The 26,105-nt window shown below is 65.2% G+C and carries 29 protein-coding genes and 1 pseudogene; 9 read left to right on the plus strand and 21 right to left on the minus strand.

The window, feature by feature from the left end:
- The first annotated feature begins 53 nt into the window (after positions 1 to 53).
- Positions 54 to 539, plus strand: coding sequence for a peroxiredoxin (locus G9Q80_RS14550; protein ID WP_043142356.1), 486 nt, complete (start codon positions 54 to 56; stop codon positions 537 to 539).
- Positions 540 to 587: 48 nt separating this feature from the next.
- Here G9Q80_RS14550 and G9Q80_RS14555 read toward each other — a convergent pair whose 3' ends face one another.
- From G9Q80_RS14555 to G9Q80_RS14580, 6 genes are all read right to left on the minus strand, one after another.
- Positions 588 to 878: a 4a-hydroxytetrahydrobiopterin dehydratase gene (locus tag G9Q80_RS14555; RefSeq protein ID WP_088714454.1), complete on the minus strand. Its 291-nt coding sequence runs from the start codon at positions 876 to 878 to the stop codon at positions 588 to 590.
- Complete coding sequence (locus G9Q80_RS14560) at positions 875 to 2,074, minus strand: GNAT family N-acetyltransferase (RefSeq protein ID WP_088714542.1); 1,200 nt, start codon at positions 2,072 to 2,074, stop codon at positions 875 to 877. Before G9Q80_RS14560 ends, G9Q80_RS14555 begins: the two co-directional genes overlap by 4 nt.
- A gap of 34 nt (positions 2,075 to 2,108) precedes the next feature.
- Positions 2,109 to 2,858 carry a glycerophosphodiester phosphodiesterase family protein gene (locus G9Q80_RS14565; RefSeq protein ID WP_088714455.1) on the minus strand — a complete coding sequence of 250 codons (750 nt, stop codon included), beginning with the start codon at positions 2,856 to 2,858 and terminating at the stop codon, positions 2,109 to 2,111.
- Positions 2,858 to 3,322, minus strand: a complete 465-nt coding sequence (locus tag G9Q80_RS14570; RefSeq protein WP_088714543.1) for a RidA family protein — start codon at positions 3,320 to 3,322, stop codon at positions 2,858 to 2,860. The genes G9Q80_RS14565 and G9Q80_RS14570 overlap by 1 nt, the downstream gene beginning before the upstream one ends.
- Positions 3,323 to 3,476: 154 nt before the next feature.
- Positions 3,477 to 4,781 carry an HlyD family type I secretion periplasmic adaptor subunit gene (locus G9Q80_RS14575; RefSeq protein WP_043142348.1) on the minus strand — a complete coding sequence of 435 codons (1,305 nt, stop codon included), beginning with the start codon at positions 4,779 to 4,781 and terminating at the stop codon, positions 3,477 to 3,479.
- Positions 4,778 to 6,508 (minus strand): type I secretion system permease/ATPase, encoded by a 1,731-nt coding sequence (locus G9Q80_RS14580; protein WP_074622325.1) that lies wholly within the window; start codon positions 6,506 to 6,508, stop codon positions 4,778 to 4,780. The genes G9Q80_RS14575 and G9Q80_RS14580 overlap by 4 nt, the downstream gene beginning before the upstream one ends.
- Positions 6,509 to 6,635: 127 nt before the next feature.
- On the opposite strand from G9Q80_RS14580, the gene G9Q80_RS14585 reads away from it, so the two are divergent.
- A complete protein-coding gene (locus G9Q80_RS14585; protein WP_232786269.1) occupies positions 6,636 to 7,451 on the plus strand; it encodes an MlaA family lipoprotein in 816 nt (271 codons plus the stop codon).
- Between the two features lie 13 nt (positions 7,452 to 7,464).
- Positions 7,465 to 8,052, plus strand: a complete 588-nt coding sequence (locus G9Q80_RS14590; RefSeq protein ID WP_043142341.1) for an MlaC/ttg2D family ABC transporter substrate-binding protein — start codon at positions 7,465 to 7,467, stop codon at positions 8,050 to 8,052.
- A gap of 232 nt (positions 8,053 to 8,284) precedes the next feature.
- Here the strand turns inward: G9Q80_RS14590 and G9Q80_RS14595 are convergent, their stop codons facing one another.
- Both G9Q80_RS14595 and G9Q80_RS14600 read right to left on the minus strand, forming a co-directional pair.
- Positions 8,285 to 9,076 carry an abortive infection family protein gene (locus G9Q80_RS14595; RefSeq protein ID WP_157903795.1) on the minus strand — a complete coding sequence of 264 codons (792 nt, stop codon included), beginning with the start codon at positions 9,074 to 9,076 and terminating at the stop codon, positions 8,285 to 8,287.
- A gap of 241 nt (positions 9,077 to 9,317) precedes the next feature.
- Positions 9,318 to 11,471: a transglycosylase domain-containing protein gene (locus G9Q80_RS14600; RefSeq protein ID WP_088714456.1), complete on the minus strand. Its 2,154-nt coding sequence runs from the start codon at positions 11,469 to 11,471 to the stop codon at positions 9,318 to 9,320.
- A gap of 253 nt (positions 11,472 to 11,724) precedes the next feature.
- Between G9Q80_RS14600 and G9Q80_RS14605 the strand changes: the two genes are divergently transcribed.
- The 3 genes from G9Q80_RS14605 (at position 11,725) to G9Q80_RS14615 (ending at position 14,086) form a co-directional block, all read left to right on the plus strand.
- On the plus strand, positions 11,725 to 12,063 hold the full coding sequence (locus G9Q80_RS14605; protein ID WP_043142336.1) for a P-II family nitrogen regulator: 339 nt from the start codon (positions 11,725 to 11,727) through the stop codon (positions 12,061 to 12,063).
- Between the two features lie 30 nt (positions 12,064 to 12,093).
- A complete protein-coding gene (locus tag G9Q80_RS14610; RefSeq protein ID WP_074622329.1) occupies positions 12,094 to 13,428 on the plus strand; it encodes an ammonium transporter in 1,335 nt (444 codons plus the stop codon).
- Between the two features lie 184 nt (positions 13,429 to 13,612).
- The gene (locus tag G9Q80_RS14615) at positions 13,613 to 14,086 is read left to right on the plus strand and encodes a hypothetical protein (RefSeq protein ID WP_043142333.1); all 474 of its coding nucleotides are present in this window, start codon (positions 13,613 to 13,615) and stop codon (positions 14,084 to 14,086) included.
- Positions 14,087 to 14,239: 153 nt separating this feature from the next.
- Here G9Q80_RS14615 and G9Q80_RS14620 read toward each other — a convergent pair whose 3' ends face one another.
- From G9Q80_RS14620 to pgsA, 4 genes are read right to left on the minus strand one after another with little or no spacing between them, the layout of a single operon-like run.
- Positions 14,240 to 15,010, minus strand: a complete 771-nt coding sequence (locus G9Q80_RS14620; protein WP_069207965.1) for an FCD domain-containing protein — start codon at positions 15,008 to 15,010, stop codon at positions 14,240 to 14,242.
- A gap of 49 nt (positions 15,011 to 15,059) precedes the next feature.
- The gene (locus G9Q80_RS14625; RefSeq protein WP_069207966.1) at positions 15,060 to 15,503 is read right to left on the minus strand and encodes a molybdenum cofactor biosynthesis protein MoaE; all 444 of its coding nucleotides are present in this window, start codon (positions 15,501 to 15,503) and stop codon (positions 15,060 to 15,062) included.
- A 5-nt stretch (positions 15,504 to 15,508) separates the two neighbouring features.
- Positions 15,509 to 15,754 (minus strand): molybdopterin converting factor subunit 1, encoded by a 246-nt coding sequence (moaD, locus tag G9Q80_RS14630; RefSeq protein ID WP_043142327.1) that lies wholly within the window; start codon positions 15,752 to 15,754, stop codon positions 15,509 to 15,511.
- Positions 15,754 to 16,419 carry a CDP-diacylglycerol--glycerol-3-phosphate 3-phosphatidyltransferase gene (gene pgsA / locus G9Q80_RS14635; RefSeq protein ID WP_043142325.1) on the minus strand — a complete coding sequence of 222 codons (666 nt, stop codon included), beginning with the start codon at positions 16,417 to 16,419 and terminating at the stop codon, positions 15,754 to 15,756. Before pgsA ends, moaD begins: the two co-directional genes overlap by 1 nt.
- A gap of 92 nt (positions 16,420 to 16,511) precedes the next feature.
- On the opposite strand from pgsA, the gene G9Q80_RS14640 reads away from it, so the two are divergent.
- The gene (locus tag G9Q80_RS14640) at positions 16,512 to 16,898 is read left to right on the plus strand and encodes an META domain-containing protein (protein ID WP_157903796.1); all 387 of its coding nucleotides are present in this window, start codon (positions 16,512 to 16,514) and stop codon (positions 16,896 to 16,898) included.
- Here G9Q80_RS14640 and recO read toward each other — a convergent pair.
- The 7 genes from recO to lepB (G9Q80_RS14675) form a co-directional block, all read right to left on the minus strand.
- On the minus strand, positions 16,882 to 17,607 hold the full coding sequence (recO, locus tag G9Q80_RS14645; RefSeq protein ID WP_088714544.1) for a DNA repair protein RecO: 726 nt from the start codon (positions 17,605 to 17,607) through the stop codon (positions 16,882 to 16,884). The genes G9Q80_RS14640 and recO overlap by 17 nt on opposite strands.
- A gap of 134 nt (positions 17,608 to 17,741) precedes the next feature.
- Complete coding sequence (locus G9Q80_RS14650; RefSeq protein ID WP_043142323.1) at positions 17,742 to 18,071, minus strand: DUF1491 family protein; 330 nt, start codon at positions 18,069 to 18,071, stop codon at positions 17,742 to 17,744.
- Entirely contained in the window at positions 18,071 to 18,979 is a 909-nt protein-coding gene (gene era / locus G9Q80_RS14655) for a GTPase Era (RefSeq protein ID WP_043142320.1), read from the minus strand. The genes G9Q80_RS14650 and era overlap by 1 nt, the downstream gene beginning before the upstream one ends.
- An 88-nt stretch (positions 18,980 to 19,067) precedes the next feature.
- A complete protein-coding gene (locus tag G9Q80_RS14660) occupies positions 19,068 to 19,958 on the minus strand; it encodes a DMT family transporter (RefSeq protein WP_088714458.1) in 891 nt (296 codons plus the stop codon).
- Between the two features lie 244 nt (positions 19,959 to 20,202).
- Entirely contained in the window at positions 20,203 to 20,883 is a 681-nt protein-coding gene (rnc, locus tag G9Q80_RS14665) for a ribonuclease III (protein WP_069207968.1), read from the minus strand.
- The gene (gene lepB / locus G9Q80_RS14670; protein ID WP_088714459.1) at positions 20,880 to 21,848 is read right to left on the minus strand and encodes a signal peptidase I; all 969 of its coding nucleotides are present in this window, start codon (positions 21,846 to 21,848) and stop codon (positions 20,880 to 20,882) included. Before lepB (G9Q80_RS14670) ends, rnc begins: the two co-directional genes overlap by 4 nt.
- Positions 21,845 to 22,678: a signal peptidase I gene (lepB, locus tag G9Q80_RS14675; RefSeq protein WP_043142313.1), complete on the minus strand. Its 834-nt coding sequence runs from the start codon at positions 22,676 to 22,678 to the stop codon at positions 21,845 to 21,847. The genes lepB (G9Q80_RS14670) and lepB (G9Q80_RS14675) overlap by 4 nt, the downstream gene beginning before the upstream one ends.
- Before the next feature lie 438 nt (positions 22,679 to 23,116).
- On the opposite strand from lepB (G9Q80_RS14675), the pseudogene G9Q80_RS28240 reads away from it, so the two are divergent.
- Together G9Q80_RS28240 and G9Q80_RS28245 are read left to right on the plus strand one after the other, a co-directional pair.
- A pseudogene (locus G9Q80_RS28240) lies at positions 23,117 to 23,590 on the plus strand (trypsin-like serine peptidase); the annotation flags it as partial.
- A 447-nt stretch (positions 23,591 to 24,037) separates the two neighbouring features.
- The gene (locus G9Q80_RS28245) at positions 24,038 to 25,126 is read left to right on the plus strand and encodes an extracellular solute-binding protein (RefSeq protein ID WP_232788166.1); all 1,089 of its coding nucleotides are present in this window, start codon (positions 24,038 to 24,040) and stop codon (positions 25,124 to 25,126) included.
- Between the two features lie 3 nt (positions 25,127 to 25,129).
- Here G9Q80_RS28245 and acpS read toward each other — a convergent pair whose 3' ends face one another.
- Positions 25,130 to 25,531: a holo-ACP synthase gene (acpS, locus tag G9Q80_RS14685; RefSeq protein WP_074622332.1), complete on the minus strand. Its 402-nt coding sequence runs from the start codon at positions 25,529 to 25,531 to the stop codon at positions 25,130 to 25,132.
- Positions 25,532 to 25,598: 67 nt separating this feature from the next.
- The gene (locus G9Q80_RS14690; protein WP_088714461.1) at positions 25,599 to 26,057 is read right to left on the minus strand and encodes a hypothetical protein; all 459 of its coding nucleotides are present in this window, start codon (positions 26,055 to 26,057) and stop codon (positions 25,599 to 25,601) included.
- Positions 26,058 to 26,105: the final 48 nt, after the last annotated feature.

A 26,105-nucleotide genomic window follows, 5' to 3' on the forward strand; every position in this document is an offset into this window, starting at 1 on the left:
GTCACCCTATAGTCCTGCATCAGAGAAACGCAATTCGCAGGAGCGACAGGATAATGGCAATTTCCGCAGGTGACAGCCTCCCCGAGGCAACTCTGTCCCGTATGGGCGACGAGGGCCCCGAACAGGTCAAGCTGAGCGACCTGACCAAGGGGCGCAAAGTGGCAATCGTGGGCTTTCCGGGCGCCTTCAGCGGCACCTGCGACCAGGCGCATCTGCCCAGCATCATCCGGGTCAAGGATCAGCTGGCGGCGAAAGGTGTCGAAGAGATCATCGGCGTTGCGGTGAACGATGTTTTCGTCATGGCGGCCTGGGCAAAGTCCAGCGGCGCTGAAGAGGCCGGGATCACCATGCTCGGCGATCTCGATGCCTCTTTTGCCAAGAGCATTGGCATGGATTTTTCGGTGCCCGAGATCGGGTTCTACGACCGACTGAAACGTCTCACCATGCTGGTCGAGGACGGCAAGGTGACGGTTCTGAACGTCGAGGATACGCGCGGCTGCACCAATTCCTCCGGTGAGGCGCTGGTCGAGGCGATCTGATCCCCGACCCATTGGCCCGGCGTTCCTGCCGGGCCGTCAGGCCACCTGTCACAGGGTGTCGAGCTTGCGCGCCAGCTTGGCGTCCAGCGAGGACAACCCGCCCACGTCATGCGTCGACAGGGTCACCTGCACGGTCTTGTAGACGTTGAACCATTCCGGGTGGTGGTTCCATTTTTCCGCCCAGAGCGCCGCGCGGGTCATCCAGGCAAAGGCCTCGGTGAAATCCTTGAACTGGTAGGTCTTGGCGATCGCGTCGCGCCCCTCGACCATCTCCCAGCCCGACTCCAGCAGCGGTTCCAGCACGGTCTTGCGGGCGGTGTCCGACAGTTTCTCAGTCATTCGTGGTCCTCCTGTCTGTCCTTGCGGAAGGGGCCGTAAGCGGTCAGCACCTCGATGTCCTCGTCCACCGCGCGCCGCTCCGCGTCGAGGTAGCGCCCCACCGCATCGGCAAAGCCCTGGTCGGCGATCCAGTGCAGCGAATGGCACTGGCGCGGCAGGTAGCCGCGCGCCAGTTTGTGTTCGCCCTGCGCCCCGGCCTCGACCGTGGCCAGCCCCAGTGCGATGGCAAGGTCGATGGCCTGATAATAGCACGCCTCGAAGTGCAGGCAGGGGTGATCTTCGACACAGCCCCAATAACGCCCGTAAAGCGCATCGCGCCCGATGAAGTTCAGCGCCCCGGCCACGGGCCGCCCGTCACGCGTGCACATGACCAGCGCGATGTCGTCGCGCAGGGTCTCATGCGCCGCCTCGAAGAAGGCCCGCGTCAGGTAGGGGGTGCCCCATTTGCGGCTGCCGGTGTCCTGGTAAAAGACCCAGAAGGCGTCCCAGTGCTCGGGGCGGATCTGGTCGCCGGTCAGCATCTCGATCTCGCCGCCGAAATCCTGCGCGCGGGCGCGTTCCTTGCGGATGTTCTTGCGCTTGCGCGAACTCAGCGAGGCCAGGAAGGCGTCGAAATCCGCGTAGCCGTGGTTCTGCCAGTGGAACTGCTGCGTGGTGCGGCGCAGCAGCCCCATTTCCTCGCCCGCGATGGCTTCTGCCTCGGTGCAGAAGGTAACGTGCATCGAAGACAGGCGGTTTTCGGCCCCCAGTTGCACCGCGCCCTGCACCAGCGCCGACATGCCCGCAACCTCGTGCCCGGGCTTGGTCAGGAACCGCCGCCCCGTGGCGGGGGTAAAGGGCACGGCGATCTGAAGTTTCGGATAGTACCGCCCGCCCGCGCCCTCGTAGGCATGGGCCCAGTTGAAATCGAAGATGTATTCGCCCTGGCTGTGACTTTTGCCGTACATCGGCGCCACGGCAATCGTCTCTTCCCCGTCGCGGACCACAAGGTAACGCGGGTCCCAACCGGTGCCCGCCCCGACTGAACCGCTGTCCTCCAGCGCCTTGAGAAAGCGGTGCGTGGTGAAGGGATCGTTGGGGCGCCCGCCGTCCGCAGCCTCGGGACAGGCGCAGGCGTCCCAGGTCGCGGCGGCGATCTGGTCCAGCGAAGACAGCACTTCGACGGTCAGGGTGGGGGTCTGGCTTTGATCCGTCATGACATCGCTCAATCTGGCATCCCTTGCGCGCCGATCAAGCCATGTACCCCTCGAAGGTCACATTCTCGGCGACCTGCCGCGCCTGCGCCTCCTCTTCGGGCGATCGGATCGTCCAGCAGAGCACGTTCAGCCCGCGCGCCTTTTGCCGGGCCACCTGCGGGCTGTTCAGATCGTGGTGGTCGTGGCTGATGAACCCGGCGCCCATCTCCTCGATCCCCGGCATCTCGCGCAGCTCTGCGCGGGCCTCGGCCCTCAGTGTCGGGTGATCCTCGGGCGTGCAGGCGCAGGTGGTCAGCCCACGCGGGAGATCGGGACAGAGCCGCGCCATCTCGGCCGCCGAATGCGGGTTGAAGGACATGAAGGCCAGCGGGCCTCGATAACCCTGTGCGGCCTCGGCGGCGGCACGTTCCAGCCGCCCCACGTTCGGCCCCATCCGCCCGTCCTGGTCCTTGAGTTCGACCAGTAGCGGCACGGCGCCGCCGACGATCTCCAGCACCTCGGCGAAACGCGGCACGCCCTCGTCCCCGCCCAGCAGGGTCAGCCCCGACAGGTCGGCTGCGCTGCGTTGCTGGATCGGCCCGCTGGCCCCGGTCAGCCGGGTCAGCGCATAGTCGTGAAAGACCATCGCCTGTCCGTCTTTCGACAGTTGCAGGTCGATCTCGATGCCATAGCCCGCGTCCATCGCCGCGTGGATCGCCGCGCGCGAGTTTTCGGGCCGCCCGGGCCCGTGCAGGGCCCGGTGGGCAATCGGGCGGTCCAGAAAGGCCGCGGGCAGGGGCACCATCACGCGATCTCGAAGATGCCTTCGATCTCGACGGCGACACCCAGCGGCAGCGCGGCGGCCGAAACCGCCGAGCGCGAGTGCCGGCCGGCATCCCCCAGGATCTCGACCAGCGTGTCGCTGGCGCCGTTGATGACCTTGGGCTGGTCGGTGAAATCATCTGTCGAATTGACGAAGCCGGTCAGCTTGACCACATGCTTGAGGCGGCTGAGGTCGCCACCGCAGGCCGCCTTGACCTGAGCCAGGAGGCTCAGCGCGCAGGCACGAGCCGCGGCGGCGCCCTCTTCGACGCTCAGGCCGGCGCCCAGCTTGCCGGTGATCAGCCCGTCCGCGTTCATGCTGATCTGTCCCGAGACAAAGACCAGGTTGCCCGACAGGACGTAGGGCACGTAGTTGGCGGCGGGGGCCGGTGCGTCGGGCAGGGTCAGGCCCAGCTCGGCCAGGCGGGCGTCGATGGCGTTGGTCATGATGCGTTCCTCGTCGGATTTCGCGGCCACGCTAACGGCGCCGGAATGCGGGCGCAAGCGCCGAGACCGCGCGCCGCAAGGCTCTTGGAAAGAGCCTTGCCCAACGCCTTTGCAAAGGCGTTGAAGCGGTGTCCAAACCGCTTCAACGGGCCCCTCAGCTTTCGCGGAAGGCCTTGGCGAAATAATCCGTGAAGGGTTTGACCAGGTAGGCCAGCGGCGTGCGGTCCTCGGTGCGGATGAAGGCCTCGACCGGCATGCCGGGGATCAGCGCCGCGCCCTCGGGCAGGCGGTCGATCTCGCCCTCGTTCAGCACGATCTCGGCCCGGTAATAGCGCACACGCGAATTCTGGTCCTCGAAGGCATCGGCAGAGATCTGCACGACCCGGCCGAACAGTTCCGGCGTCTGTCGCTGGTCGAGCGAGGAAAAGCGCAAACTCACCTCCTGGTCGACGAAAAGCTTGTCGATGTGGATCGGTTCGACCTGCGCGGCAATCACCAGCGGGCGGTCCTGCGGCACGATGAACAGCACCGGGTCCGCCGGACGGATGACCGACCGCGGGGTGAAGATCGTCAGCCCGTAGATCACCCCGCCCACCGGCGCGGTGATGTCCAGCCGGTTCAGCCGCTCACGGATGGCAAGCCGTTTTTCCGCCAGTTCGCGTTCACGGAACTGCAGGTCACGCAGAGTGGTGATCGCCTCTTCGCGGCGCTTGGTCTGCAGGCTCAGGATCTGGATGTCGATTTCGGTGATGCGGCCCTCGGCCTGTGCCTTCGAGGCCTTGAGTTCCCCCACCGATCCGGCCAGCCGCGCTTCCTCGCGCTGCAGGGCCAGGATTTCCGGCGCCCGCACCAGGCCCTGCGCACGCAGTTCCTCCTTGTTGACCAGCTCTTCCTTGATCAGCTCCAGCTGGCGCGCCAGCGCCTCCTGCTGGGCGAGGATGCCGATCACCTGGTCGGCGATCTGGTCTGAGCGTTTGCGAAGCTGCCCGATCTCGCCTTCGACGGAGTCGCGTCGGGCAAAGAAGAGGTTGCGCTGACCTTCGACCAGTTCGGCAACCTCCGGGTCGGTGACGGCGCGGTTCAGCACTTCCTCGGCAAAGACGATCTCGTCCTTGGCGTCCCGTTCCGCCTGCAGGCGGGCGCGCCGCGACATGATCTCGTACAGCTGGCCCTCGATGATGTTCAGCTCGGAGAGCAACAGGGTAGGGTCCAGCCGGATCAGCACCTGGCCTTCCGTCACGGTGTCGCCCTCGTCGACCAGGATCTTGGCGACCACGCCGCCGTCGGGGTGCTGCACGACCTGCCTGTTCTGGTCGACCTCGATCTGGCCGGAGGCCACGATGGCGCCCGAGATATTCGTCGTCGCCGCCCAGGTGCCGAAGCCTCCCACCAGGATCGTCAGGCCGATGATCCCGAAGATCATCGGCATGCGCAGGGAAAACTGTTTTTCGGGGCTCATCTGACGCCTCCCGGTCCGGCTTTCTGCAATTGCTGGTGGTTCTTGACCATGGCCTGCAACACCTCGTCCTTGGGCCCGAAGGCCGCGCGCCCGCCGTTTTCAAGCATCAGAAGCAGGTCGCATTCCTTGATGGCGGCGGGGCGGTGGGCCATGATCAGAACGATCTTACCCTCTGCCTTGAAGGTCTTGATCGCCTTGTTGACGGCCTCGGACCCCTCGTTGTCGAGGTTCGAGTTCGGTTCGTCGAGGACCAGCACCACCGGGTCGCCGTACATTGCACGGGCCAGCCCGATGCGTTGCATCTGGCCGCCCGACAGCCGTCCGCCGGCGGCCGAGACCCTTGTATCATACCCCTGCGGCAATTTCAGGATCATCTCGTGCGCGTCGGCCTTCATCGCCGCCTCGACGACCTTTTCGGCATCGGGCTGGGGCGACAGGCGGGCGATGTTCTCGGCGATGGTGCCATCGAACAGCGTCACCCGCTGCGGCAGGTAGCCGATGTGCTTGCCCAGCGTCTCGGCGCCGTATTGGTCCAGGGATGCCCCATCCAGCCGGATCTTGCCGCCTGCCGGGCGCCATACCCCGGTCAGGGCACGCGCCAGCGTCGACTTGCCCGCGCCCGACGGCCCGATCACGCCACAGGCCTGGCCCGGCCCGACGCTGAAGGACACCAGCCGCAGCGCCGCCTGCTGTTCGCCCGGGGCGACGACGGTCAACTGCTGGACGTCCAGCTTGGCCTTGGGTTTCGGCAGGGCGGTGGGGGTTCCGGCCTCGGGCACCTCGGTCAGAAGCTGGGCCAGGTTGTCCCAGCCCTTGCGCGCGCGCTGCACCAGCACCCATTGCCCGATCAGCAGTTCGATCGGCGCCAGCGCCCGGCCCATCAGGATCGACCCGGCGATCATCGCGCCCGGTGTCAGCTCTCCTTGCAGGACGAGGTAGGCACCCAGGCCCAGCATCGCCGATTGCAGCAGCATCCGGAAGGTCTTGGTGATCGTGGTGAAGGTGCCGGTCAGGTCGGCGGAATGGATCTGTCCCGACAGCGCCTGCGACCGCGCCTGCATCCAGCGGGTAAAGGCATCGCCGCGCATCCCCAGCGCCTGCACCATCTCGGCCTCGGCGCGGATCTGGTCCGAGGTGCGTTCCGCCTGCATCACGGCGATGTTGGATTTCTGCGTCGGGTTCTTGCTGACCGTCTGGTTGATCAGCGTCACGGCGATCAGGAACAGGCCGCCGCAGATCGCCAGAAAGCCCATCCATGGATGGAAGATGAAGATCGCGAAGATGAAGAAGGGCGTCCAGGGAATGTCGAAGAAGGCCATCAGCACCGGCGAGGACATCAGCCGCTGCACCGATTCCAGGTCCCGCAGCCCGGTCTGGGCCAGTTCGTCGTTCTGCACTGCCGCGCGCCGCAGCACGGCGTCGAAGACCCGCAGGTCCAGCGCCGCCTGGAAGCGCGCGGCAACCCGTCCCATGATACGGCCCCGGACGTAGTCCAGCAGGCCCATCATCGAATAAAGGAAGACCACCAGCACCGACAGCGCGATCAGCGTCGCCTCGGACCGGGACCCAAGCACGCGGTCATAGACCTGCAGCATGTACATCGGCCCGGTCAGCATCAGCATGTTGACGAAAAAGCTGAAGATGCCGACGAACCAGTAATAGGGCCGGCTTTGCCTGCGGGCTGCCCGCAATTCGTCGCGGCCGGTGTCTTTCTGTGCCATGCTCATATGCCTGTATCAGCCCTTCGTTGTGTCTTGGGCCGGAATCGGTGACAGTGAAACCCTGTCCCGTCTCATGTCGCTATTGTGCCACATGGCCGGGGATTCCGGGATCCTTCGTTGGGAAGGGGCGGAGATGAAATTACCTACCCTTTTACGGAAGGCGCGCGGCTTTCCCAAGGGGTTTGAAGAGGACTGGGGGTTGATGGTGAATGTAAGGCCGGTTGTGGTTCTGACCGTCGTTCTGGGCATCGCGGGCTGTTCCGTCCCGGGGCCCGAGGGCGCGCCGGGGGGCATCCACGACCCCTACGAGACGCAGAACCGCAAGGTGCACGACTTCAACAAGAAGGTCGACAAGACCTTCTTCAGCGGCGATGGACCGGGCTACGCCGAGACCGTGCCGCCCTTCGTGCAGGATCGCGTTTCCAGTTTTGCCGACACGGTGTCGCTGCCGCAGACCGTGGTCAACCAACTGCTTCAGGGGCGCCTGCTGCGCGCGACCAGCAACACCATGCGCTTTACGCTGAACGCGACCATCGGTGTCGGCGGCCTGTTCGACGTGGCCAATGAATGGGGCCTCAAGCCCGACGAGACCGATTTCGGCGAAACCCTGGCGGTCTGGGGCGTGCCAGAGGGCGCCTACCTCGAAGTGCCCCTGCTGGGGCCGTCGACCGAGCGGGATGCCGCCGGTGACGTGGTCGACCTGTTCACCGATCCATTGAAATACGTGGTTCCGACTCCAGATCGGTATATCGGCACGGTCGCAAAGGCCATCGACAAGTTCGGTGAACGCAGCCAGTTCAGCGGCACCGTCGATTCGGTTCTCTACGACAGCGCCGACAGCTATACCCAGTTGCGGTTGATCTACCTGCAACAGCGCCGCTACGAACTGGGCGAAGAGGCGCCGGGGGCGGATTTCGATCCCTTCGCCGTCGACACTGAAGGTTTCTAGGAGGAGTCCCGTGATGACCCATCTCAACCGTCGCCATTTCATCGCGGCGGGCGCAGCCCTCGCCGCGATGCCAGCCATGCCCGCTCTTGCCCTGACCGGGCAGCAGGCCGCGAACCTCGTGCACAACCTCGTGAACGAGATCAATACGGTCATCGCCTCGGGCAAGTCCGAAGCGTCGATGTACCGTGAGTTCGAGCGGCTGTTCAAGAAATACGGTGACACGCCGCTGATCGCCGCCAACGTGCTGGGGGTTGCCGGGCGCAGCGCCAGCAACGCGCAGCGCAAGGCCTTTACCGAGGCCTTCACCGGCTACATCGCGCGCAAGTACGGCAAGCGGTTCCGCGAGTTCCAGGGCGGGCGCATCGAGGTGCAGTCGGTCCATGCGATCAGCCGCGGTTACGAGGTGCGCTGCGTGGCCCACATGAGCGGGTCCAAGACGCTGGAAACCGCCTTCCGCGTGTCCGACTCGAACCGGTTCTACAACCTCTTCGTGGAAGGCGCCGACATGCTGCTATCCGAAAAGGAAGAGATCGGCGCCATGCTGGATGCCCGCCGTGGCAACATCGACCAGCTGATCGCCGACCTGCGCCGGGCTGGCTGAGCCGCGCCCACGCGTCCTGCCCACCGAATGGAAACGGGCCGGTCCCCCTGGGGCTGGTCCTCTGCATCAATTGATGCAGTGCGGAGCTCAGAGCCTTTCAGGACAGCCCGATGACAGGAAACCCTCTCCCGAAAAAAAACGCGGGAGAGGGTTGCGATGAATGTCAGGTGTGCGGGACGGAGCGGTCATTCACTGAGGCTGCGCTAATGTCTGCTGCAGGAATCTGCCGCCACTATTGATCGCTGCTCCGTTGTTCCTCAACTCTCGCTTGCCAAGTTTCAATCAGAAACAGGGCCATGGACCCAGAAAGGTTAACCGTCAAAGCGGCATGACGCGGCTTGAATGGAACTCGTGAGCGCCCCCCAGCATGGGCATCACCACCTTTGTTGCGCAAAGAACCAATACTTTGAACGACGCTCTGGCAGTTTCCCAGAATCGTTTTGAACACTTCTTCTTGGTGCTGCGATGGTGCGAGCTTTAAAACTTTTGCGGCTTCAGAATAGAGTTTTGGCACATTCCATTTTGCCTCCCACTTTGCACCGCTGTCCTCGATGATGTGTTTGCAGACTTCTTCAAGGAGCGTACTAGCGGCGGTCACGGCGCCATCAGGGTCCGTTGTTCGCCTCTCCAAAGCCTTCGCCCAAAAAGCTTGGACAGCAGGAGCATCATAGACATCAAGACCGTCTGTGATCGTGGCGTCTGCCGCACCGCCACCTGACTCGAGGAAGGTCAATACCGGTATGAAGGCGTCAGTAACGTGGCCTCGGCGAATAGCCCACGAACCTGAACCACTTGCGACGCTCGATAATGCTGACTGCACAGAAGCGGCATCATTTGAGAATCGCACAAAGTTCGGCAGAAGCCGCTTGCTCGCCGGGTCTTCCATTAGCCTTATTCTGGCTAATTTGTACGCGGTCTCCGACCCCCCTTTAGTCGTCAGACCAATGATGTTGTTTCTTAGAAAAAGTGCACATTCAAAAAGGTCCTCAGGAATCTCAGGTTCACCGAAATCGCCATAGGTCATTAGCTTTCCTCGAAAAAAGGATGTCCGAATGTGGACCAAGTGGTGACCCACGCGCAAGGTCTCGATTGTTTGAACCATCCGGACACCGGACATTCGAGGAAACGGCTGCATCGGTCAAAGGGGACTCAAAGCGGTTATTGCGCTCCGGCCCCACTGCGGGGTCTCACGCGCACCATCTCCTCCAAAGAGCTGGCCGCCCTGGGGCCACCCCGTTGCTTTTCCGATGTGCGGGCAGATGGCCTCAGTTGCCGCCCAGGATGTCCCGCAACACCTGTTCCAGGATGGAATCGCGCCGCTGAGGCTGCCGGGGAACCGGCTGGGGCTCCGGCTCGGGGACCTTGGGCGGCACCGGTTCCATCATCGGCAGCGGGCTCACCGGCAGACCGTCGTGGACCCGCAGCATGACCTCGTGCCAGATTTCCGCGGGCAGGCCGCTGCCGGTGACGCCAGTCAGGGGCGTGTTGTCGTCATAGCCCATCCAGACCCCGGCGACGTAATCGGCGGTAAAGCCCACGAACCAGGCGTCGCGTGCCTCCTGGCTGGTGCCGGTCTTGCCGGCGACCTGGCGGTCGGGCAGGGCGGCGCGGCCACCGGTGCCCTGGGCCACCACCCGGCGCATCATCCAGACCAGCTGGCGGGCGGCCTCTTCGCGGATCACCCGTTCGCCCATGCCGCCGCTGGCCTCCATCAGCGGATCGGTGGCACCCTTGTAGCGGATCAGTTCCTGGCCGTAGGGCCGCACCGACGACCCGCCGTTCAGGATGCCCGCATAGGCGCCGGTCATCTCCAGCAGGGTCGCCTCGGCGGCACCCAGCGCCAGCGCCGGCGTGTCCGCCAGTTCGCGGTAGATGCCGAAATCGCGCGCCACCCGCAGCACCAGGTCACGGCCCACGGTTTCCGAGACCTTGACCGCCGGGATGTTCAGTGACTTCTCCAGCGCCTCGGCCAGGCTCACCCGGCCGTAATGCCGGCGCGAATAGTTCTCGGGGCACCACTGGCCCGAGCCGGGGATGTTCAGGCAATAGGGTTCGTCGACAACCGTATCCAGCGGCGAATAGCCCAGTTCCAGCGCCGTGGCGTAGACGAAGGGCTTGAAGGCCGATCCGGTCTGGCGCACCGCCTGCGTGGCGCGGTTGAACAGGCCGGTGGCATCGGTGTCGCGTCCGCCGACCATGCCGCGCACCGCGCCGTCCGCCGACATGACGATCACCGCCACCTGCGCCTTCGATCCCTCGCGGACCTTTTCGGCAAAGATCTTGTCGACCGCGCTGGCGGTGGCGCGCTGGATGCGCTGGTCCAGCGTGGTTTCGATGATCACGTCCTCTGTCGTGTCGCCGATCAGGTAGTCCATGTCCGACGACATGATCCAGTCGGCGAAATAGCCGCCGCCCAGGTTGCGCGCGCCCTGCGCCAGCACTGCCGGGTTCTCCTGGTAGTGGCGCATGTCCTCTTCGCCAAGATAACCTTGGTCGTACATCAGCCGCAGCACCGTGGCCGCGCGGTCCTGGCTGCGCTGCAGGTTGGAGGTGGGCGCCAGCGTCGAGGGCGCGGTGAGCAGCCCCGCCAGCATCGCCGCCTCTGCCGGGTTCAGCGCCGCCGCCGGCTTGGCGAAATAGCGCTGTGCGGCGGCCTCGGCGCCATAGGCGCCGCCGCCCATGTAGGCGCGGTTGAGGTAGATCGAAAGGATCTCGTCCTTGGTGTACTTGGCCTCCATCGCGATGGCATAGATCGCCTCCTGCGCCTTGCGCGACAACGAGCCGCGACGGCAGTCGGCGACGTAGTCGGCCTCTGACTCCCACTCGTCGGGGTCGTACTGCACGCCCAGGCACAGCAGTTTCGCGGTCTGTTGCGTGATCGTCGAGCCGCCGTGCCCCGAGAGCGGCCCGCGCCCCTCGCGCAGGTTGATGCGGATGGCGCTGGCCACGCCGCGCGGGCTGACACCGAAGTGCCAGTAGAACCGCCGGTCCTCTGTCGCCACCACGGCGTTCTTGAGGTGCTCGGACACGGTGTCCGCGGTCACCGCGCCGCCGAACTGGTCGCCGCGCAGGGCAAAGACCTTGCCGTCCCGGTCCAGCAGCGTCACCGAGCCCCGCGCGCGCCCGTCCGTCACCTCCGACAGTTCGGGCAGCCCGCTGTAGACATACAGCACCGCCGATCCCAGGATCAGCGCCACGACCACCGTCGCCGACAACGTCACCCGCCAGACCAGCCGCAGGATCCAGCGCAGGATAGCGCCGAAAAAGCCCAGGATGCCGCCGCGCCGCTGCCGCCGGGCGGGTTTGCGCCGCGTTTTGGTCTTGCGGCCTTGCGCCGGCTTTGCGGCGGATTGCCCGGCCTTGCGCGGATAGCGCCGATCGGCCACCAAGCGGCCGGATTTGCCCTTCGAGGAACTCATCAAGATCTGCCCGTCACTCTTCTTTGGCCCCGACTCTACCTGTCCCGGCCGGGAATGTTGACCATCGCTGAACGTCAGGCGGGTTTATTTTTCGATTAAATAATGTGCGTCGAATACTGATCGCCTAAAAATTAGACTCTTTGGCCCGAAAGTTCGCCCGAATTTCGGGCCGATCCCTTCATTTCGAGGTCCCGGACCAGTTTTGCTGCGGGTGCAATGCAGGGGCGACCCTGCCAGACCGAAGGGGACCAAGGTGAAACTGATCATTGCAACGATCAAGCCGTTCAAGCTGGAAGAGGTGCGCGAAGCCCTGACCGGCATCGGCGTGCGCGGCATGATGGTAACGGAAATCAAGGGCTTCGGCTCTCAGTCCGGCCATACCGAAATCTACCGCGGCGCAGAATACGCCGTGAATTTCGTGCCGAAAATCAAGCTTGAAATCGTCGTGTCGTCGTCGATGGCCGACCAGGTGATCGAGACCATCAAGACCACCGCGCAGACCGGCAAGATCGGTGACGGCAAGATCTTCGTGCTCGACGTTCAGCAAGCCGTGCGCGTGCGCACCGGCGAAACCGACGCAGACGCGCTCTGAGGCGCGCAGTTCATCATGAGGGATAACGACATGAAACTTCTCAAGACGCTTGCGCCGGCCGCGCTTCTGCTGGCCCTGCCGAGCATGGGCCTGGCACAGGACGCCGAGGCCGCAGCGCCCGGTTTCGACGAGATCGGCCCCTACATCATGACGACCCTGCTGTTCTGCATGGCGGGTTTCCTGGTGTTCTTCATGGCCGCGGGCTTTGCCATGCTCGAAGGCGGCCTGGTGCGGTCCAAGAACGTCACCATGCAGATGACCAAGAACATCGCGCTCTACTCGGTTGCCGCGATCATGTACTGGCTCATCGGTTTCAACCTGATGTACCCGGGCGACGGCTGGATCATGACCGGCTATATCGGCCCGTTCTTCAGCCCGACCGTGCTGGACCCAGTTGGCGTGGCTGCCGCAGACGCGGCGCTTGACTACGCCTCGATCGGTTCGGACTTCTTCTTCCAGCTGGTCTTTGTCGCCGCCACCGCCTCGATCGTGTCGGGCGCGCTGGCCGAGCGGATCAAGCTGTGGCCCTTCCTGGTCTTCGTCGTGGTGCTGACCGGTGTCATGTACCCGATCTCCGGCTCCTGGCAGTGGGGCGGCGGCTGGCTGTCCGAAATGGGCTTCTCCGACTTCGCCGGCTCGACGGTCGTGCACTCGGTCGGTGGCTGGGCCGCGCTCGCAGGTGCCATCGTACTTGGCCCGCGGATCGGCAAGTTCGGCAAGGACGGCAAGGTGCACCCGATCCCGGGTTCCAACCTGGCGCTGGCAACCCTGGGGACGTTCATCCTGTGGCTGGGCTGGTTCGGCTTCAACGGCGGCTCGCAGCTGGCAATGGGCACCGTGGGTGACGTGTCGGACGTGTCGCGCATCTTCGCCAACACCAACATGGCCGCCGCAGCCGGTGCCATCGCCGCGATGATCCTGACCCAGATCATGTACAAGAAGGTCGACCTGACGATGGTCCTGAACGGCGCCCTGGCGGGCCTGGTCTCGATCACCGCGGAACCGCTTGCGCCGACGCTCTTCGGCTCGCTCTGGATCGGTGCCATCGGCGGTGTCATCGTGGTCTTCGCCGTGCCGATGCTGGACAAGTTCAAGATTGACGACGTGGTCGGCGCCATCCCGGTGCACCTCTGCGCCGGCATCTGGGGCACCATTGCCGTGGTCTTCTACAACGGTGACGCCAGCCTCTCGACGCAGATCATCGGCATCATCGGCTACGGTGTGTTCACCTTCGTCGCATCGTTGATCGTCTGGGTCATCCTCAAGGCCGTCATGGGCATCCGTGTCTCGGAAGAGGAAGAGATCACCGGTCTCGACATGGCCGAGCTGGGTATGGAGGCATACCCCGAGTTCTCCAAGGGCTGAGGTTCTCCTTCCTCTCAGCTTTTGTGACCACTGGCCCGGGCGCTCGCGCCCGGGTTTTTTCGTCAAGGGGTATCGGAAACCTGCCTTTGTTTCCGGATTTCCCCCTGGCGGGCTTGCATCCGGGCAGAGGCCCTGAAATTCTGATTTCCCTTGGGGAAACCCGGTCGGCGATCAGAGAGGCCCGATGATATCTCACGACTTTCTGGAGGTGCCGGGCATCCGGTACTGGCACCTGTCGGGCGAGGTCGATCTGGACGAGTCGATCGAGGCCTTTGTCGCGGTCCGGGCTGCCGGCGGTCTTGCCGCGGACATGACCCGTCCGGTGGTCTTCGACATGCGCAAGACTGATATGGCGCGGTTCACCGGCGAAGACATGCGCCGCTATTCCGCGCGGCTCAAGGCGCTGGGCTTCGGAGAGACCGGGTCCCTGGCCGCCTATGTCGTCAGCAATGACACCAACTTTGGCATGATGCGGATGTCGGCCACCTATTTCGAACTGTCCGGTGTGCGCAAACAAGAGAACACGATCGTGACGCTGGACATCTCCGAAGCGGCGGAATGGGTCATTGCCCGCGCCGGGATTGCGACCGAACATCAGGATGCCGTGCGGCGCTTCCTGCTCCGTGTGCCGGGCGAAGAGTCCTGCGAAACAACCTGAGCGGGTGTTTTGTACAAAATGCTGAAAACGATGTACGTTTTGTACAAAACGTACATGATGCGCTGGCCGCGTCCCGATCTGTGGCTCTGTGGCGGCCTTGGGGATAGGGCGCGCCCGATGGTCAGTCTTCCTGACCGCTCCCCGCGCCGCAGCCTAGCGGCGCTCGCTTTCCCGGCGTAGCCGCTGGCGGGCGATGGCCTCGTTCTTTTCGGCGGTCCTGTCCGCGCTCAGCGCCGCCTCGACGTAGTCCAGATGTGCCTCGACTGCCGCCCGCGCCCCGGCGGCGTCGCGCACCTGCAGCGCGTCGTTGATGGCGCGGTGCTGATCCAGCAGGCTGGCCCTTGTGGTGCGTTGCTTGAACATGACCTGGCGGTTGTAGAACACGCCCTCGCGCAGCAACTGGTACATCGACCGCATCATGTGCAGCATGATGACGTTATGGCTGGCCTCGATGATCGCCAGGTGAAACTCGGCGTCCAGCCCGGCCTCCTCGGCCGGGTTCCGCTTGACGTGGGCCGCCTCCATCTTGGCGAAAACCGCTGCGATCACGGCAAGATCGCTGTCGGTGCCGTGAATCGCGGCGCGTTCCGCGGCCAGTCCTTCCAGGTCGCGCCGGAACGACAGGTAGTCAAAGACCGCCTCGTCGTGATTGGCGAAAAGCTGGATCAGCGGTTCGGAAAAGGCCGACCCCAGGACGCCGGTGACAAAGATGCCCGCGCTGGCCTTGGAGGTCAGCAACCCGCGCGCCTGCAGTTCCGACACTGCCTCGCGCAGCGAGGGCCGCGAGACGCCGAGCTGTTCCGACAGGTCGCGTTCCGAGGGCAGGCGCTCGCCGGGGCGCAGCACACCGCGTAGGATCAGCAGTTCGATCTGCCGGACAACGGTCTTCGAGAGCTTCTCGGCCTGGACTTTTTCGAAGGGCATCGCGCGTTCCTTCCGCTGGTCAGGAGAAGTTACCAAAACCGACCGGTTGTTACCACCGCCGCAACGCGTCCTCATCCTCGTCCCGCGCCGCGACCCAAGCCTTTGATTCCGCGCTGAATTCTTTTTTCCAGAACGGCGCCCGCGACTTCAGGTAGTCCATCAGGAACTCCGCCGCCTCGAAGGCATCCTTGCGGTGCGGCGCCGCCGTCGCGACCATCATGATCTGTTCACCGGGTTCCATCCGGCCATGACGGTGGATCACCAGCACATCCCCCAGCGCCCAACGCTCGACCGCCTCTTTGGCAATCTTTTCAAGGGCTTTCTCGGTCATGCCGGGATAGTGCTCGATCTCCATCGCCTCCAGCCCGCCGCCCTGCAGGTCTCGGACGATGCCGGTGAAGGTGACGACCGCGCCCATGTCGTGCCGACCCGCGGCAAAGCCCGCCGCCTCGGCGCCGAAATCGAACGGGGCCTCCTGAACAACGACACGCATGGCCCTCAGCCCCCGGTCATCGGCGGAAAGAAGGCCACTTCGCGCACCCCCGCCAGCGGGGCATCGAAATCCGTCAGTTCCTGGTCGACGGCCACGCGCAGGGCGCTCAGGTCTTCGAAGGCGGCGGCATAGCGGTCTTCGCGCGCGCGCAGTTCCTCGACCAGCGCGGCCACGGTCGCGGCCTCGGTCTCGACCTTTTCGCGGGGCAGACCGATCCTTTCGCGCACCCAGGCAAAATACAGCACGTCCATCAGCGATCCTCCTTAAGAAAGGGCAAGGCCTTGCGGAAATAGTCCCACCCCGTGATCAGCGTCAGCGCGGCGGCAATCCAGAGCAGGGTCAGCCCGCCTTTTCCGGACCAGATCATGCCCTGCAGTTTCCAGCGCAGGCCCATCTCGTCCTCGATCTCACCGTCGAGAATCTGGCCGATAATCTGGTCATCCATGCCCATGCTCGACATGACAAGGTAGTGCTCAAACACGCCCTGTGCAAAGAGCACCGCGATGGCCACCATCTGCGCGGTGGTCTTCCACTTGGCCAGCTTGGTGACTTTCAGCGTTCCGGCGGTGTCGCCCAGGTATTCCCGCAGGCCCGAGACAAAGACCTCGCGGAAGAGGATCACGGTGGCCGGCAGGACCAGCCAGGGCGACCAGGAGGAAAACCCGACGATCACCATCAGCGCGATGACCACCATCGCCTTGTCCGCGATCGGGTCCAGCATGGCGCCCAGCTTGGTTTCCTGTTGCCAGCTGCGCGCCAGGTGGCCGTCCAGCCAGTCCGTCACCGCGGCCCCCAGGAAGAGGATCAGCGCGGCCCAGTCCGCCAGGGGGCGTGAGAAATACAGGAACATCACCGCAACGCCGGGCGCGGCGAGCAGGCGCAGGATGGTGAGAAGGTTGGGCAATGTCAGTTTCATCGCAGTCTCTCTATCCGGTTCTCGGGGAAGGGGGAAGGCTTGCAGGCACTGTCCCGACACCCCACCTTTGGGTGAGGCAAAGCGGGGGCAACATGCGTGGACTCATCCTTGCGGGACTTCTTTCGGCGCTTGTCCCGGGCGCCTGGGCGGGCATGACCCTGCATCCTGAAAATGCGCGCTGGGTGCTGCAGAGCATGGGTGGCGCGTCGGTGGATTTCGACGCCTCGCTGGACCTGACCACGCCGGGCACGGTGAACGGCAAGGCGCCCTGCAACAGTTTTGGCGGCAAGGTCGAAGGGGCATGGCCCGATCTGAGTTTTGGCCCGTTGCGGATGACCCGCCGGGCCTGCCCCGAACTGGCACAGGAAAACGCCTTTGTCATGGCGCTGCAGCAGGTGACGCAGGCCGAATTGCGCGACGACCAACTGGTATTGCGCGACGCGGCGGGCGGCGAGCTGGTGTTCAGCCCCGCGCCTTGAGCCGGGCGATCAGGGCGGCCCGCGCGGGTGGCAGAGGTTTGTCCCGCAATTCCGCCGCCAGCCGGTTTTCCATGAAGAACCCGGTCGTTTCCAAGGCGGTCAGGATTTCTTCATCCCCGGCCTCGCCCTCGCCCCGCAGGACCGGCGGCAGGGGCAGCAGCCGGTCGGCCCATTCCCCGGCGCCCAGGGCGGTGACAGCCCTTCCCGACCGGGGCGAGACATAGTCCAGCCCCTCGATCGCGCCGGTGACCGCGCATTGCGTCAGGTCGAGGCCGAAGCCCAGTTCCTCTAGCAGCGCCAGTTCCCATTGCAGGTAGGCCAGCGGCCAGAGATCCGGGCGATCCAGCAGATCCAGTAGTTTTTCGGACCTGTCGTAAAGCGCGGGGTGTGGTTCACGTTCGGGCAGGCAAAAGGCCAGCAGCGCGGTGACCGCGTTGAGTCCGGCCAGCGCCAGCCGGTCCCCCAGCGCGGCGGCGGCGCGCGAGCGTTCGGGCTCGGCGGTGAAACTGCCGATGTGATCCTCGAGCCGCGCCCGCCACGACAGGTCGAGTTGGGCGCCGGGTTGCAGATGCGGCGCCAGCTTGCGCGAGGTGCCGCCCCGCAAAACGCCAGCATGGCGACCATGATGCGGCGTGAAGACCTCGAGGATCAGTGAGGTCTCGCCGTGTTTCCGCGTGTTGAGAAGAATGCCCGTGTCGCGCCAGTCCATGTCGTGAAAGATCGGCCCGCGCGCGCCGATTGGCAAGCCGTGATCCAAATGTGCAGCCTGCGGCTGCGCAGGGTGTCTCGGCCCCTTTGCGGGGCCTCGGGCAGGGGTATTTCTGCCAAGAAGAAGCCTGCTGGTCAGGCCAGGGTGGGATCGTCGAGCAGGTGGCGGCCAAGGCGGTCCTCGACCTCGATCACCCAGAGGTCTGGATCGAAACGGCGCTGGCGGGTGATCGTCTCGTCGACCTCTGCTTCTTGGCCGGAGGTGAGGTCGGTCCACTTGCGGTCGCCGCTGGCGAGGTCGAAGCCGCGGGTGAAGGCGCGGGCCTGACCGTCGAGCGTGTTGAGCTTGACCAGGACGGCGCCGGCGGTGTCGTCGCCGTGGGCGGTGACGAAGGCGGGGATGTCCATCAGGCGCAGGCGCGCCAGGTAGGCATCCACCCAGAACCGCGCGGTCAGCCGCGCCATCAGGCGTTGCCGTCGCGGAAGTCGAGCCCCATTTCCGAGTAGCGCTCCGCCTCTTCGAGCCAGTTCTCGCGGACCTTGACCTGCAGGAAGAGGTGGATGGGACGACCGAGGAACTCGGTCAGTTCCTCGCGGGCGGCCTTGGAGATGGCCTTGATCGTCTCGCCCTTGTGGCCCAGGACGATGCCCTTGTGGCCATCGCGGGCGACATAGATCACCTGGTCGATGCGGGCGGAGCCGTCCTTGCGCTCTTCCCAGTTCTCGGTCTCGACGGTCAGCTGGTAGGGCAGTTCCTGGTGCAGGCGCAGTGTCAGCTTCTCGCGCGTGATCTCGGCGGCGATCATGCGCATCGGCAGGTCGGCGATCTGGTCTTCGGGGTAGAGCCAGGGGCTTTCGGGCATTTCGTCGGCGAGCCAGTGCCGCAGGTCCTCGATCCCGTAGCCCTTTTCGGCGGAGATCATGAAGGTCCGGGCAAATTCGTATCGCTCGTTCATGGCCTGGGTCAGGGCCAGGAGGGCAGGCGCCTCGACGCGGTCGATCTTGTTGATGGCGAGGGCAACGGTGCGGTTCCGGGGCAGGTCCTTCAGGCCTTCGAGGATGCTCTCGACGCCTTCGGTGATGCCGCGGTGCGCCTCGATCAGCAGCACGATGACATCGGCATCCGCCGCGCCGCCCCAGGCGGCGGCCACCATCGCGCGGTCCAGCCGGCGGCGCGGTTTGAACAGGCCCGGTGTATCGACGAAGACCAGCTGGCTGTCGCCCTCCATCGCGACGCCACGGATGCGGGCGCGGGTGGTCTGGACCTTGTGGGTCACGATGCTGACCTTGGCCCCCACCATCGCGTTGGTGAGGGTGGATTTGCCTGCGTTGGGCTCTCCGATCAGGGCGATGAAGCCGGCGCGTGTGGTCATGACAGATCTGTCCGAATGCGATTTCGAAGTGCCTCCCCTAGGCCAGATGAGGCGTCAAGGCCAGAGGATTCGCATGTGGCGGGCGGTCTCAGGGAGCTGCGCGGCTGATGGTGGCCCGTTTCCGCCCGTCGCGCCAGAGCGAGTAGATGCCCGAGGCGACGATCAGCGCCGCGCCACTCAGGGTCATCGTGTCGGGGCGTTCGCCGAAGACCGTGTAGGCCAGGACCAGCGCCACCAGCAGGCGGGAATAGCGGAAGGGGGCCACGACAGAGACTTCGCCGGTGCGCATGGCGGTGGTGAGCGCGGTATAGCCGATCACCCCGGCCACGGCCGTGCCGCAGATCATCGCCGTGGCGGGCAGGGTCGGCAGGCTGGGCGCAGGTTCGAAGGCCATTATGACGAGGCCCGCGAAGGTGACCACGGCAAAGCCGAGCACACCCAGTTGCGACTGGCGGATATGGGCGGGCGCGGTGCGGGTGGCCACGTCGCGGCCCGCGAAACCGATCATGCCGAGCAGGGCAAAGACGGCGTTGGGTTCGATCCCCGAGGGCGAGGGGCGGATGATCAGCAGAACGCCGGCAAATCCCACGGCGGTGGCCAGCCAGCGGTGCGGCCCGATGCGTTCGCCCAGGATCAGCCCGGCCGAGAGCATGACCACCAGCGGCGCGGCCTGCAGGATGGCCGAGGTGGTCGAGAGCGGCGTATAGGCCAGGCTGAGGGCAAAGAAGAGCCGGCCCAGGATCTCGAACCCGGTGCGGATCAGCAGGCCCCTTTGCAGGTAGGCCGAATCCCAGAGCGGTACGCCGCGGCGGCGGGCCTGGACGGCATAGATGGTCATCGCAAGCAGGCCGAATTGGACCGTGCCCAGACCGGGTGAAATGCCGCCGGTGCCGGTTGCTGCCTTGAAAAAGGCATCCTCGACCCCGAAGCCGAGCATGGCGAGCATCATCCAGAGGCTGCCTTTTAGATTGTCGGTCATGCGTGACCCCTGCGTTGAGATGCGTATAGCGGTACAGCGCATTCATCCGGTGGACCAGAGTCTGCGTTCCGGGCAGGCTGGGCGGGCTGCAACTGGAAACGAAGGAAACGCGGGACATGGATCCGCCCGGGGTCATGGGTGACCTGCGCGAAACGCTCTCAGGAAGGGACTTTGAACCGGGGCTGCTGAATGCGCTTCGCCCGAGGCGGTGGCCCTCTTGCGGGGAGAGCGGGCGGGTGTTGGCTCAGGCGGTCAGCTTGTCCAGCAGCATACGGGCGGCCATCTGTTCGGCCTGGCGTTTGCTGCCTGCCGTGGCCTCGGCAGAGGTGCCGTCGGGCAGGCGCACCTCGATGGTGAAGACCGGAGCATGATCCGGACCGCTGCGGGCGGTTTCGACATACTTGGGCGGCTGGTGGCCGCGCGCCTGAGCCCATTCCTGCAACGCAGTCTTGGCATCCTTGGCGTCTTCCTCGACCGCGTCGATGCGCTTGTCCCAGAGCCGCAGGATCAGGGCGCGTGCCGCCTCGAACCCGGCGTCCAGGTAGACCGCGGCAATCACCGCCTCCATCGCGTCACCCAAAAGCGCCATCTTGCGCCGCCCGCCGGACAGTTGTTCCGACCGCCCCAGTTTCAGCGCGTTGCCGATGCCGACCTCGCGCGCGACATCGGCGCAGGTTTCCTTGCGCACCAGCGCGTTGAAGCGGGGGGCCATCTGGCCCTCGGTGGCGGCGCGGTCGCGTTCCAAGAGCGCCTCAGCCATGACCAGTCCCAGCACCCGGTCGCCGAGGAATTCCAGTCGCTGGTTGTCCTCGCGCCCCGGTCCCGACATCGATGCATGGGTAACCGCGCGGCGCAGCAGGCGCGGGTCGGCGAAACGGTGGCCCAGCGACTCCTGCAGGGCGATGAGTTCGGCGGATACCTTCATTCGACTGTCCTCAGCAGGCGCCCTTCGCGCCCCTCTTGCGAATAGAGCACCAGACGCACCCGGCCTGCAACATGGGTCAGGGGAACCAGCCCGACGCCGCCCAATCCTTGCGTGATGCGGCTGTCCAGCGAGTTGTCGCGGTTGTCGCCAAGGACAAAGAGGTGGCCTTCGGGGATGCGGAATTCGACGGTGTCGTCGGTGCGTTGCGTGCCGATGTTCAGCACGGTGTAGGTGGGGCCGCCGGGCAGGGTTTCACGTGCCGCCTGCTTGATGCAAGGGGTGCCGGGGGCCGTCGGGGTCAGGCAACGCGGACGGGTCCCGATGGCCGTGGGGCGGTTCGGTTCGCTCCAGTCCGGGGCCGGGGCCTGCGGCACGGGTGTGCCGTTCAGGATCACCTGGCCATCGCGCATCTGCACCCGGTCGCCGGGCAGCCCGATCACCCGCTTGAGAAAATCCTGCCCGCTGACCGGATGCCGAAAGACCACCACCGCCCCTCGCTCTGGCGCTGTGAGGCTGCGGGTGGCCAGGGCGTAGTCGCCCGGTTGCAGGGTGGGCGACATGCTGCCGGTAGGGATGATGTAGGGCGCCCAGGCCACGCGGCTGGCGATCAGGGCGACCATGACCCAGACGAGCGCCCGGCCCGCCTGGCTGAAGGGGCCCGGCACCGCATCGGGCCTGTTGCGGCGCACCGCCATGATTGCCACCAGCGCAAGCGAGACCAGAGGCACCGCCAGCCCCCACATCCACCAGCCGGACCAACCCATCGCGCGCAAACGCCGCCGTGCATGACCCCAGAACAAAAGGGTGGCCGCCGCCGCGGCCAGTGCCACACCCGCCCCGGCGGGGCTGAGCGGAGGGACCTGCGCCTGCGCCACCATCAGGCCCACCACCAGCGCGGCAGCCAGAACGAAACCGGCGCGGCCGGTCAGGCCGCGCCAGTCGAGGGCTGCAGTCAGAAAGCTCACTCGATTACTTGGAAATACCGGTCGCTGCGCCAGGTCCAGAAAAACAGCATCGAGCGTCCGGCGGAGGAGAACATGATCCGGTCTGCCCTGCCGATCAGGTTTTCATAGGGAACAAAGCCGACCCCGTTGGCGATATTGGGCACGCGGCTGTCCGAAGAATTGTCGCGGTTGTCCCCCATGAAGAAGTAGTGCCCTTCGGGAACCGTGTAGACCGGGGTATTGTCGGATCCCTGCATGCCGATGTTCAGGATCGAATGGCTGACACCATTGGGCAGCGTCTCGATCAGCTTTTCCTTGATGCAGGTGGCGCCGTCGCCGACGGTGCCGTTGGAACAGCGCGGGCGCAGGCCCTGCGGCCCCTGCGGCGCGGCCAATTCCTCGAACGTGCCGTCGGGGGTCAGTTCGACCGGGGCGCCGTTGATATGCAGCACGCCGTTGCGCATCTGGATGCGTTCGCCCGGCAGGCCGACCAGCCGCTTGATGAAATCGCGGCCCGACACCGGGTGGCGGAACACGACCACGTCACCACGCTTGGGCTCTCCGCCAAAGAGGCGCTTGTTGTCGCCGTCGGCCCAGCCGCAGAAATCCTGCGCATCGACGTTGATGCCAAAGCGCGGGATGATGATCGAGGGGCAGGAGGCGTAGGAATAGCCATAGGCCATCTTGTTGACGAAAAGGAAATCGCCGATCAGCAGCGTGTCCTTCATTGACCCCGAGGGGATCCAGAAGGGCTGGAACAGGAAGGTGCGGAAGACGCCCGCGATCAGCAGCGCGTAGACAACCGTCTTGATGGTCTCGACGAGACCGCCCTTCTTTTCTTCCTTCGCCATGTGATCTGCCCTTTGCCTCACCCGTTGGGCGCTTCATGGGCGGCGGGGCAGGGCGTGTCAAGGCGGGAGGGCCGGGCGTTGACCGGGCAGGGCGGCGCTTGCTACGGTTTGTGAATTGTCGGATCTATCCGGGATTTCATCATGACCTTGCCTCGCCTTCTTGCCACGCTGCTTATTGTGCTCGCCGGACACAGTGCCAGCGCCTTCGAAGGCTGCAAGTTCTCCTTTCGCATCGATACGCAAAGTTCGGCCCTGCAGGCGCTGATCCAGGGGGCGTCGGAACGGGGCGGCTTCTGGCGCCCGATTGCCGAGGCTCCGGACGACGTGCAAGAGATCGCGCGCTATATCGGACGGCTGGATGTCTGCCTGATGACACCGGATGGCAAGCCGCGGACGGTGACGCTCAACGGTCAGGCCCGGACGCTGAAAAGCCCGCAGATGACCACCTGTACCGCCGCACTCCTGCCTGGCAACCGTTTGTTGACCAACAACCACTGTTTCTACAACGACGTCATGGTCGAGGCCGGGTTCACCTTCGTACAGGAGGCGCGCATCAACTTTGGCTACACGGCGGCGGATTTCACCGGTGACGTCAAGACTTATGCCGTCTCCACGCGAGAGCTGGCGCGGGACGAAGGGCTTGACGCGATGGTGTTGCAGATCTTCGGCGCGGATGCGAACGAGGCGCTGGGCGGGCATGTGCCGATGGTGATGCAGACGCGCGTCCGCCCACGCCGCGCGCTGACCATGATCCACCACCCGAACGGTGATCCGCAGCAGTTTTCATCCGGCACCTGCCAGGTGCACCCGGACCAGGGCAAGCTGCCCGAAGCGGCCTCGCAATTGCGCCACAGCTGCGAGACGACGGGCGGGTCTTCCGGCTCTCTTCTGCTGGACGCGCGTTCATTGGCCGTTGTCGGGCTGCACAACCAGGGTGGGTTGCACGGGCGCGGCGGCTTCAACGGCGGGCACAAGATCGCAGCGGTCGAGGCCGCGCTTGGCCTGGGGTTCCACGCCGAGGCGGCGCCCGCGCCGGTCGTCATTCCCAAGCCGGACCCCGAGACCCTGGCCCAGGAAGCCCTCACCGAGGCGCTGCAACTGGACGGAATCGAGGCGCGGCGCGCGGCGCTGGAAGACGTGGTTTCGCAATTCCCCGACAGCCGCGCGGCAAGAAGCGCGCGCAACGCGCTGGACCTGATGGCGCCCCGGCAACGCAGCCCCGAAGAGCGGGCCTCGGACGCGCTGATCGCCGCGCTGGCCTTGGGTGATGATGCGGCGCGCAAACGCGCGTTGACCGAAGTGCTTCGGCAATTCCCGGTCACCCCCGCAGGCAAGAGCGCCAAGACCATGCTCGATTTGATGGCGGCCCGCTCCGTGGCGAAAGCGCCCCAACCCAGGCCGAAACCCAATGTGCGGATGTCGGATGCCCTGAAACTTGTCAGCTGGGGCGGGGCCTACCAGCATAGCCAGGACAAGGCTTATGTCGACCCCTACGTCGCCCGCAACAGGGGGCTGAATGTCAGTTGGGATTCGGATTCCCCCAATGCTGTCAGCGTTCTCCGCAAGGGCGATGCCACGGCGCGGTCCTGGGACCTGGTGGATGTCGTGGCCGCCGACGCGATCCGCCTCTGCGAGGGTGGGCAGGCCGAACGGATCGACTTTGACCGTGTCCTGGCACCGGCGCCGGACGGCACGCCACCCAGCGCGGATTTCGGCAAGTTCCTGATCAACGACTGCTTCGTTCCCCAGATCGCCTATTCCACGACCATCGGGTATCGCACCGATCTGTTGGGGCGTCAGCGACCCGGTTCGATCTGCGATATCTTCGATCTGCGGCGGTTCCCCGGCAAACGGGCCTTGGAGAAACGGCCGATCAACAACATGGAATGGGCGCTTCTCTGCGATGGCGTTCCCGAAAGCCGCCTGTACGAGGTTCTGGCGACCCGACGGGGACAGGACCGGGCGCTGGCCAAGCTGGACACGATCAAGAACCACGTCATCTGGTGGTCCGCCGGGGCGGAAACACCGCAACTTCTGGCGGATGGCGAGGTGGTCATGGGCTCTGCCTACAATGGCCGGCTGTTCAGCTTGATTGCCGATTACGGTCTGCCGGTCGATATTCTCTGGGACCGGCAGGTGATCGACCTGGACGGCTGGATCATCCCCAAGGGCCTGCCAGCGGACCGCAAGGCCCGCGTGCTGGACTTTCTCTACTTTGCGACGGATGCCCAGCGACTGGCGGATCAGGCGCAGTATATCGCCTACGGCCCCGCGCGGCGCAGTTCTGCGACTTTGGTGGGGCGTCACAAGGATCTGGGCGTGGACATGAAGCGCCACATTCCCACGGGTCAGGGCAATTTCGCGACGGCCATGCTCTACAACTATGACTTCTGGGCAGAGCACCGCTCTGCGATCGACAGCCGGTTCAGCGCCTGGCTTAAACGGTAGTGGTTATCCGCGTGGCCGCGCCTCGATCACGACGAAGGCCTGCGCCCAGGGGTGATCGTCGGTCAGGGTGACGTGGATGATGGCCTCGAACCCTTCGGGGGTCATGGCGTCCAGCCTGTCCTTTGCCCAGCCGGTCACTTCCATCACCGGCTGGCCGGTGTGCAGGTTGGACACCGCCATGTCCTTCCAGGCGATGCCCATGCGCAGCCCCGTTCCCAGCGCCTTGGAACAGGCCTCTTTCGCGGCCCAGCGTTTTGCGTAGGTGCCCGGCGTATCCGCGCGCCGTTCGGCCTTGGCCTGTTCCACCTCGGTGAAGACACGGTTGCGGAAGCGGTCGCCGAACCGATCGAGCGTGCCGGCAATCCGGTCGATGTTGGCGAGGTCGGTGCCGATGCCGAGGATCATTTGATCAGCCTCCTGCGGGCGGGTGGGAACCCGTCCCACAAACCCCGGCGCCGCGCCAAGGTCAAGCTCAGGGCAAGATGTCGCCGTGGATGGCGCCTGTGGCCTGGTTCAGGGTAAAGCGCAGGGTCGCCGCGCCGGGCATGGCGGTGGCGGGGTCGTAGACGTCGACCGGAACGGTGAAGGTCAGGCCCGTGGCCGGGTCGTAGCTGGCGCTCAGCGCGCCGAATTCCATCCCGGCAAAGCCCATGCCGTTCAGCCCGATCACCTTGCACTGCCGGTCCCCAAGTTCCGAATAGGGCGGCGACAGCACCAGCATCCAGGCCCAGCCAGCTGCGGGTTCGATGGTGTCCATCAATGCCAGCCGGGTCTTGCCGTTGGAAAAGGTGCGGCTGTGCGCCTCCCAAGGTTCGACGATGTTGCGCGCGCTGGCCTGCCAGTCGCAGTCCTGCACGGTGACGATGTTTTCCTGCGCCGCCGCGAGGGCAGGGAGCAAGGCCAGGGGCAGGGCGCAAATCAGGCGTTTCATCGGGTGGTTCCTTGTCAAAACGGCTTTGTCCAAGGATAGCCGGCCCCG

It is taken from the genome of Mameliella sp. LZ-28, from assembly GCF_012274245.1.
Lineage (GTDB): Bacteria > Pseudomonadota > Alphaproteobacteria > Rhodobacterales > Rhodobacteraceae > Antarctobacter > Antarctobacter albus.

Excerpts from the sequence above, each read along its gene's own strand:
- G9Q80_RS14660 (WP_088714458.1), bottom strand. The coding sequence starts at position 19,958 with ATGACCGACAATCTAAAAGGCAGCCTCTGGATGATGCTCGCCATGCTC.
- G9Q80_RS14610 (WP_074622329.1), top strand. The coding sequence starts at position 12,094 with ATGAAACTTCTCAAGACGCTTGCGCCGGCCGCGCTTCTGCTGGCCCTG.
- G9Q80_RS14650 (WP_043142323.1), bottom strand. The coding sequence starts at position 18,071 with ATGGCGCGGCTGACCGCGCGGTTCTGGGTGGATGCCTACCTGGCGCGC.
- G9Q80_RS14600 (WP_088714456.1), bottom strand. The coding sequence starts at position 11,471 with ATGAGTTCCTCGAAGGGCAAATCCGGCCGCTTGGTGGCCGATCGGCGC.
- acpS (WP_074622332.1), bottom strand. The coding sequence starts at position 25,531 with ATGATCCTCGGCATCGGCACCGACCTCGCCAACATCGACCGGATTGCC.
- G9Q80_RS14690 (WP_088714461.1), bottom strand. The coding sequence starts at position 26,057 with ATGAAACGCCTGATTTGCGCCCTGCCCCTGGCCTTGCTCCCTGCCCTC.
- moaD (WP_043142327.1), bottom strand. The coding sequence starts at position 15,754 with ATGGACGTGCTGTATTTTGCCTGGGTGCGCGAAAGGATCGGTCTGCCC.
- pgsA (WP_043142325.1), bottom strand. The coding sequence starts at position 16,419 with ATGAAACTGACATTGCCCAACCTTCTCACCATCCTGCGCCTGCTCGCC.
- G9Q80_RS14585 (WP_232786269.1), top strand. The coding sequence starts at position 6,636 with ATGAAATTACCTACCCTTTTACGGAAGGCGCGCGGCTTTCCCAAGGGG.
- G9Q80_RS28245 (WP_232788166.1), top strand. The coding sequence starts at position 24,038 with ATGGCGGCCCGCTCCGTGGCGAAAGCGCCCCAACCCAGGCCGAAACCC.
- G9Q80_RS14595 (WP_157903795.1), bottom strand. The coding sequence starts at position 9,076 with ATGACCTATGGCGATTTCGGTGAACCTGAGATTCCTGAGGACCTTTTT.
- era (WP_043142320.1), bottom strand. The coding sequence starts at position 18,979 with ATGACCACACGCGCCGGCTTCATCGCCCTGATCGGAGAGCCCAACGCA.
- G9Q80_RS14570 (WP_088714543.1), bottom strand. The coding sequence starts at position 3,322 with ATGACCAACGCCATCGACGCCCGCCTGGCCGAGCTGGGCCTGACCCTG.
- G9Q80_RS14640 (WP_157903796.1), top strand. The coding sequence starts at position 16,512 with ATGCGTGGACTCATCCTTGCGGGACTTCTTTCGGCGCTTGTCCCGGGC.
- G9Q80_RS14580 (WP_074622325.1), bottom strand. The coding sequence starts at position 6,508 with ATGAGCATGGCACAGAAAGACACCGGCCGCGACGAATTGCGGGCAGCC.
- G9Q80_RS14565 (WP_088714455.1), bottom strand. The coding sequence starts at position 2,858 with ATGGTGCCCCTGCCCGCGGCCTTTCTGGACCGCCCGATTGCCCACCGG.
- G9Q80_RS14575 (WP_043142348.1), bottom strand. The coding sequence starts at position 4,781 with ATGAGCCCCGAAAAACAGTTTTCCCTGCGCATGCCGATGATCTTCGGG.
- G9Q80_RS14550 (WP_043142356.1), top strand. The coding sequence starts at position 54 with ATGGCAATTTCCGCAGGTGACAGCCTCCCCGAGGCAACTCTGTCCCGT.
- lepB (WP_043142313.1), bottom strand. The coding sequence starts at position 22,678 with ATGGCGAAGGAAGAAAAGAAGGGCGGTCTCGTCGAGACCATCAAGACG.
- G9Q80_RS14555 (WP_088714454.1), bottom strand. The coding sequence starts at position 878 with ATGACTGAGAAACTGTCGGACACCGCCCGCAAGACCGTGCTGGAACCG.
- G9Q80_RS14615 (WP_043142333.1), top strand. The coding sequence starts at position 13,613 with ATGATATCTCACGACTTTCTGGAGGTGCCGGGCATCCGGTACTGGCAC.
- rnc (WP_069207968.1), bottom strand. The coding sequence starts at position 20,883 with ATGAAGGTATCCGCCGAACTCATCGCCCTGCAGGAGTCGCTGGGCCAC.
- recO (WP_088714544.1), bottom strand. The coding sequence starts at position 17,607 with ATGGACTGGCGCGACACGGGCATTCTTCTCAACACGCGGAAACACGGC.
- G9Q80_RS14620 (WP_069207965.1), bottom strand. The coding sequence starts at position 15,010 with ATGCCCTTCGAAAAAGTCCAGGCCGAGAAGCTCTCGAAGACCGTTGTC.
- G9Q80_RS14590 (WP_043142341.1), top strand. The coding sequence starts at position 7,465 with ATGACCCATCTCAACCGTCGCCATTTCATCGCGGCGGGCGCAGCCCTC.
- G9Q80_RS14625 (WP_069207966.1), bottom strand. The coding sequence starts at position 15,503 with ATGCGTGTCGTTGTTCAGGAGGCCCCGTTCGATTTCGGCGCCGAGGCG.
- G9Q80_RS14560 (WP_088714542.1), bottom strand. The coding sequence starts at position 2,074 with ATGACGGATCAAAGCCAGACCCCCACCCTGACCGTCGAAGTGCTGTCT.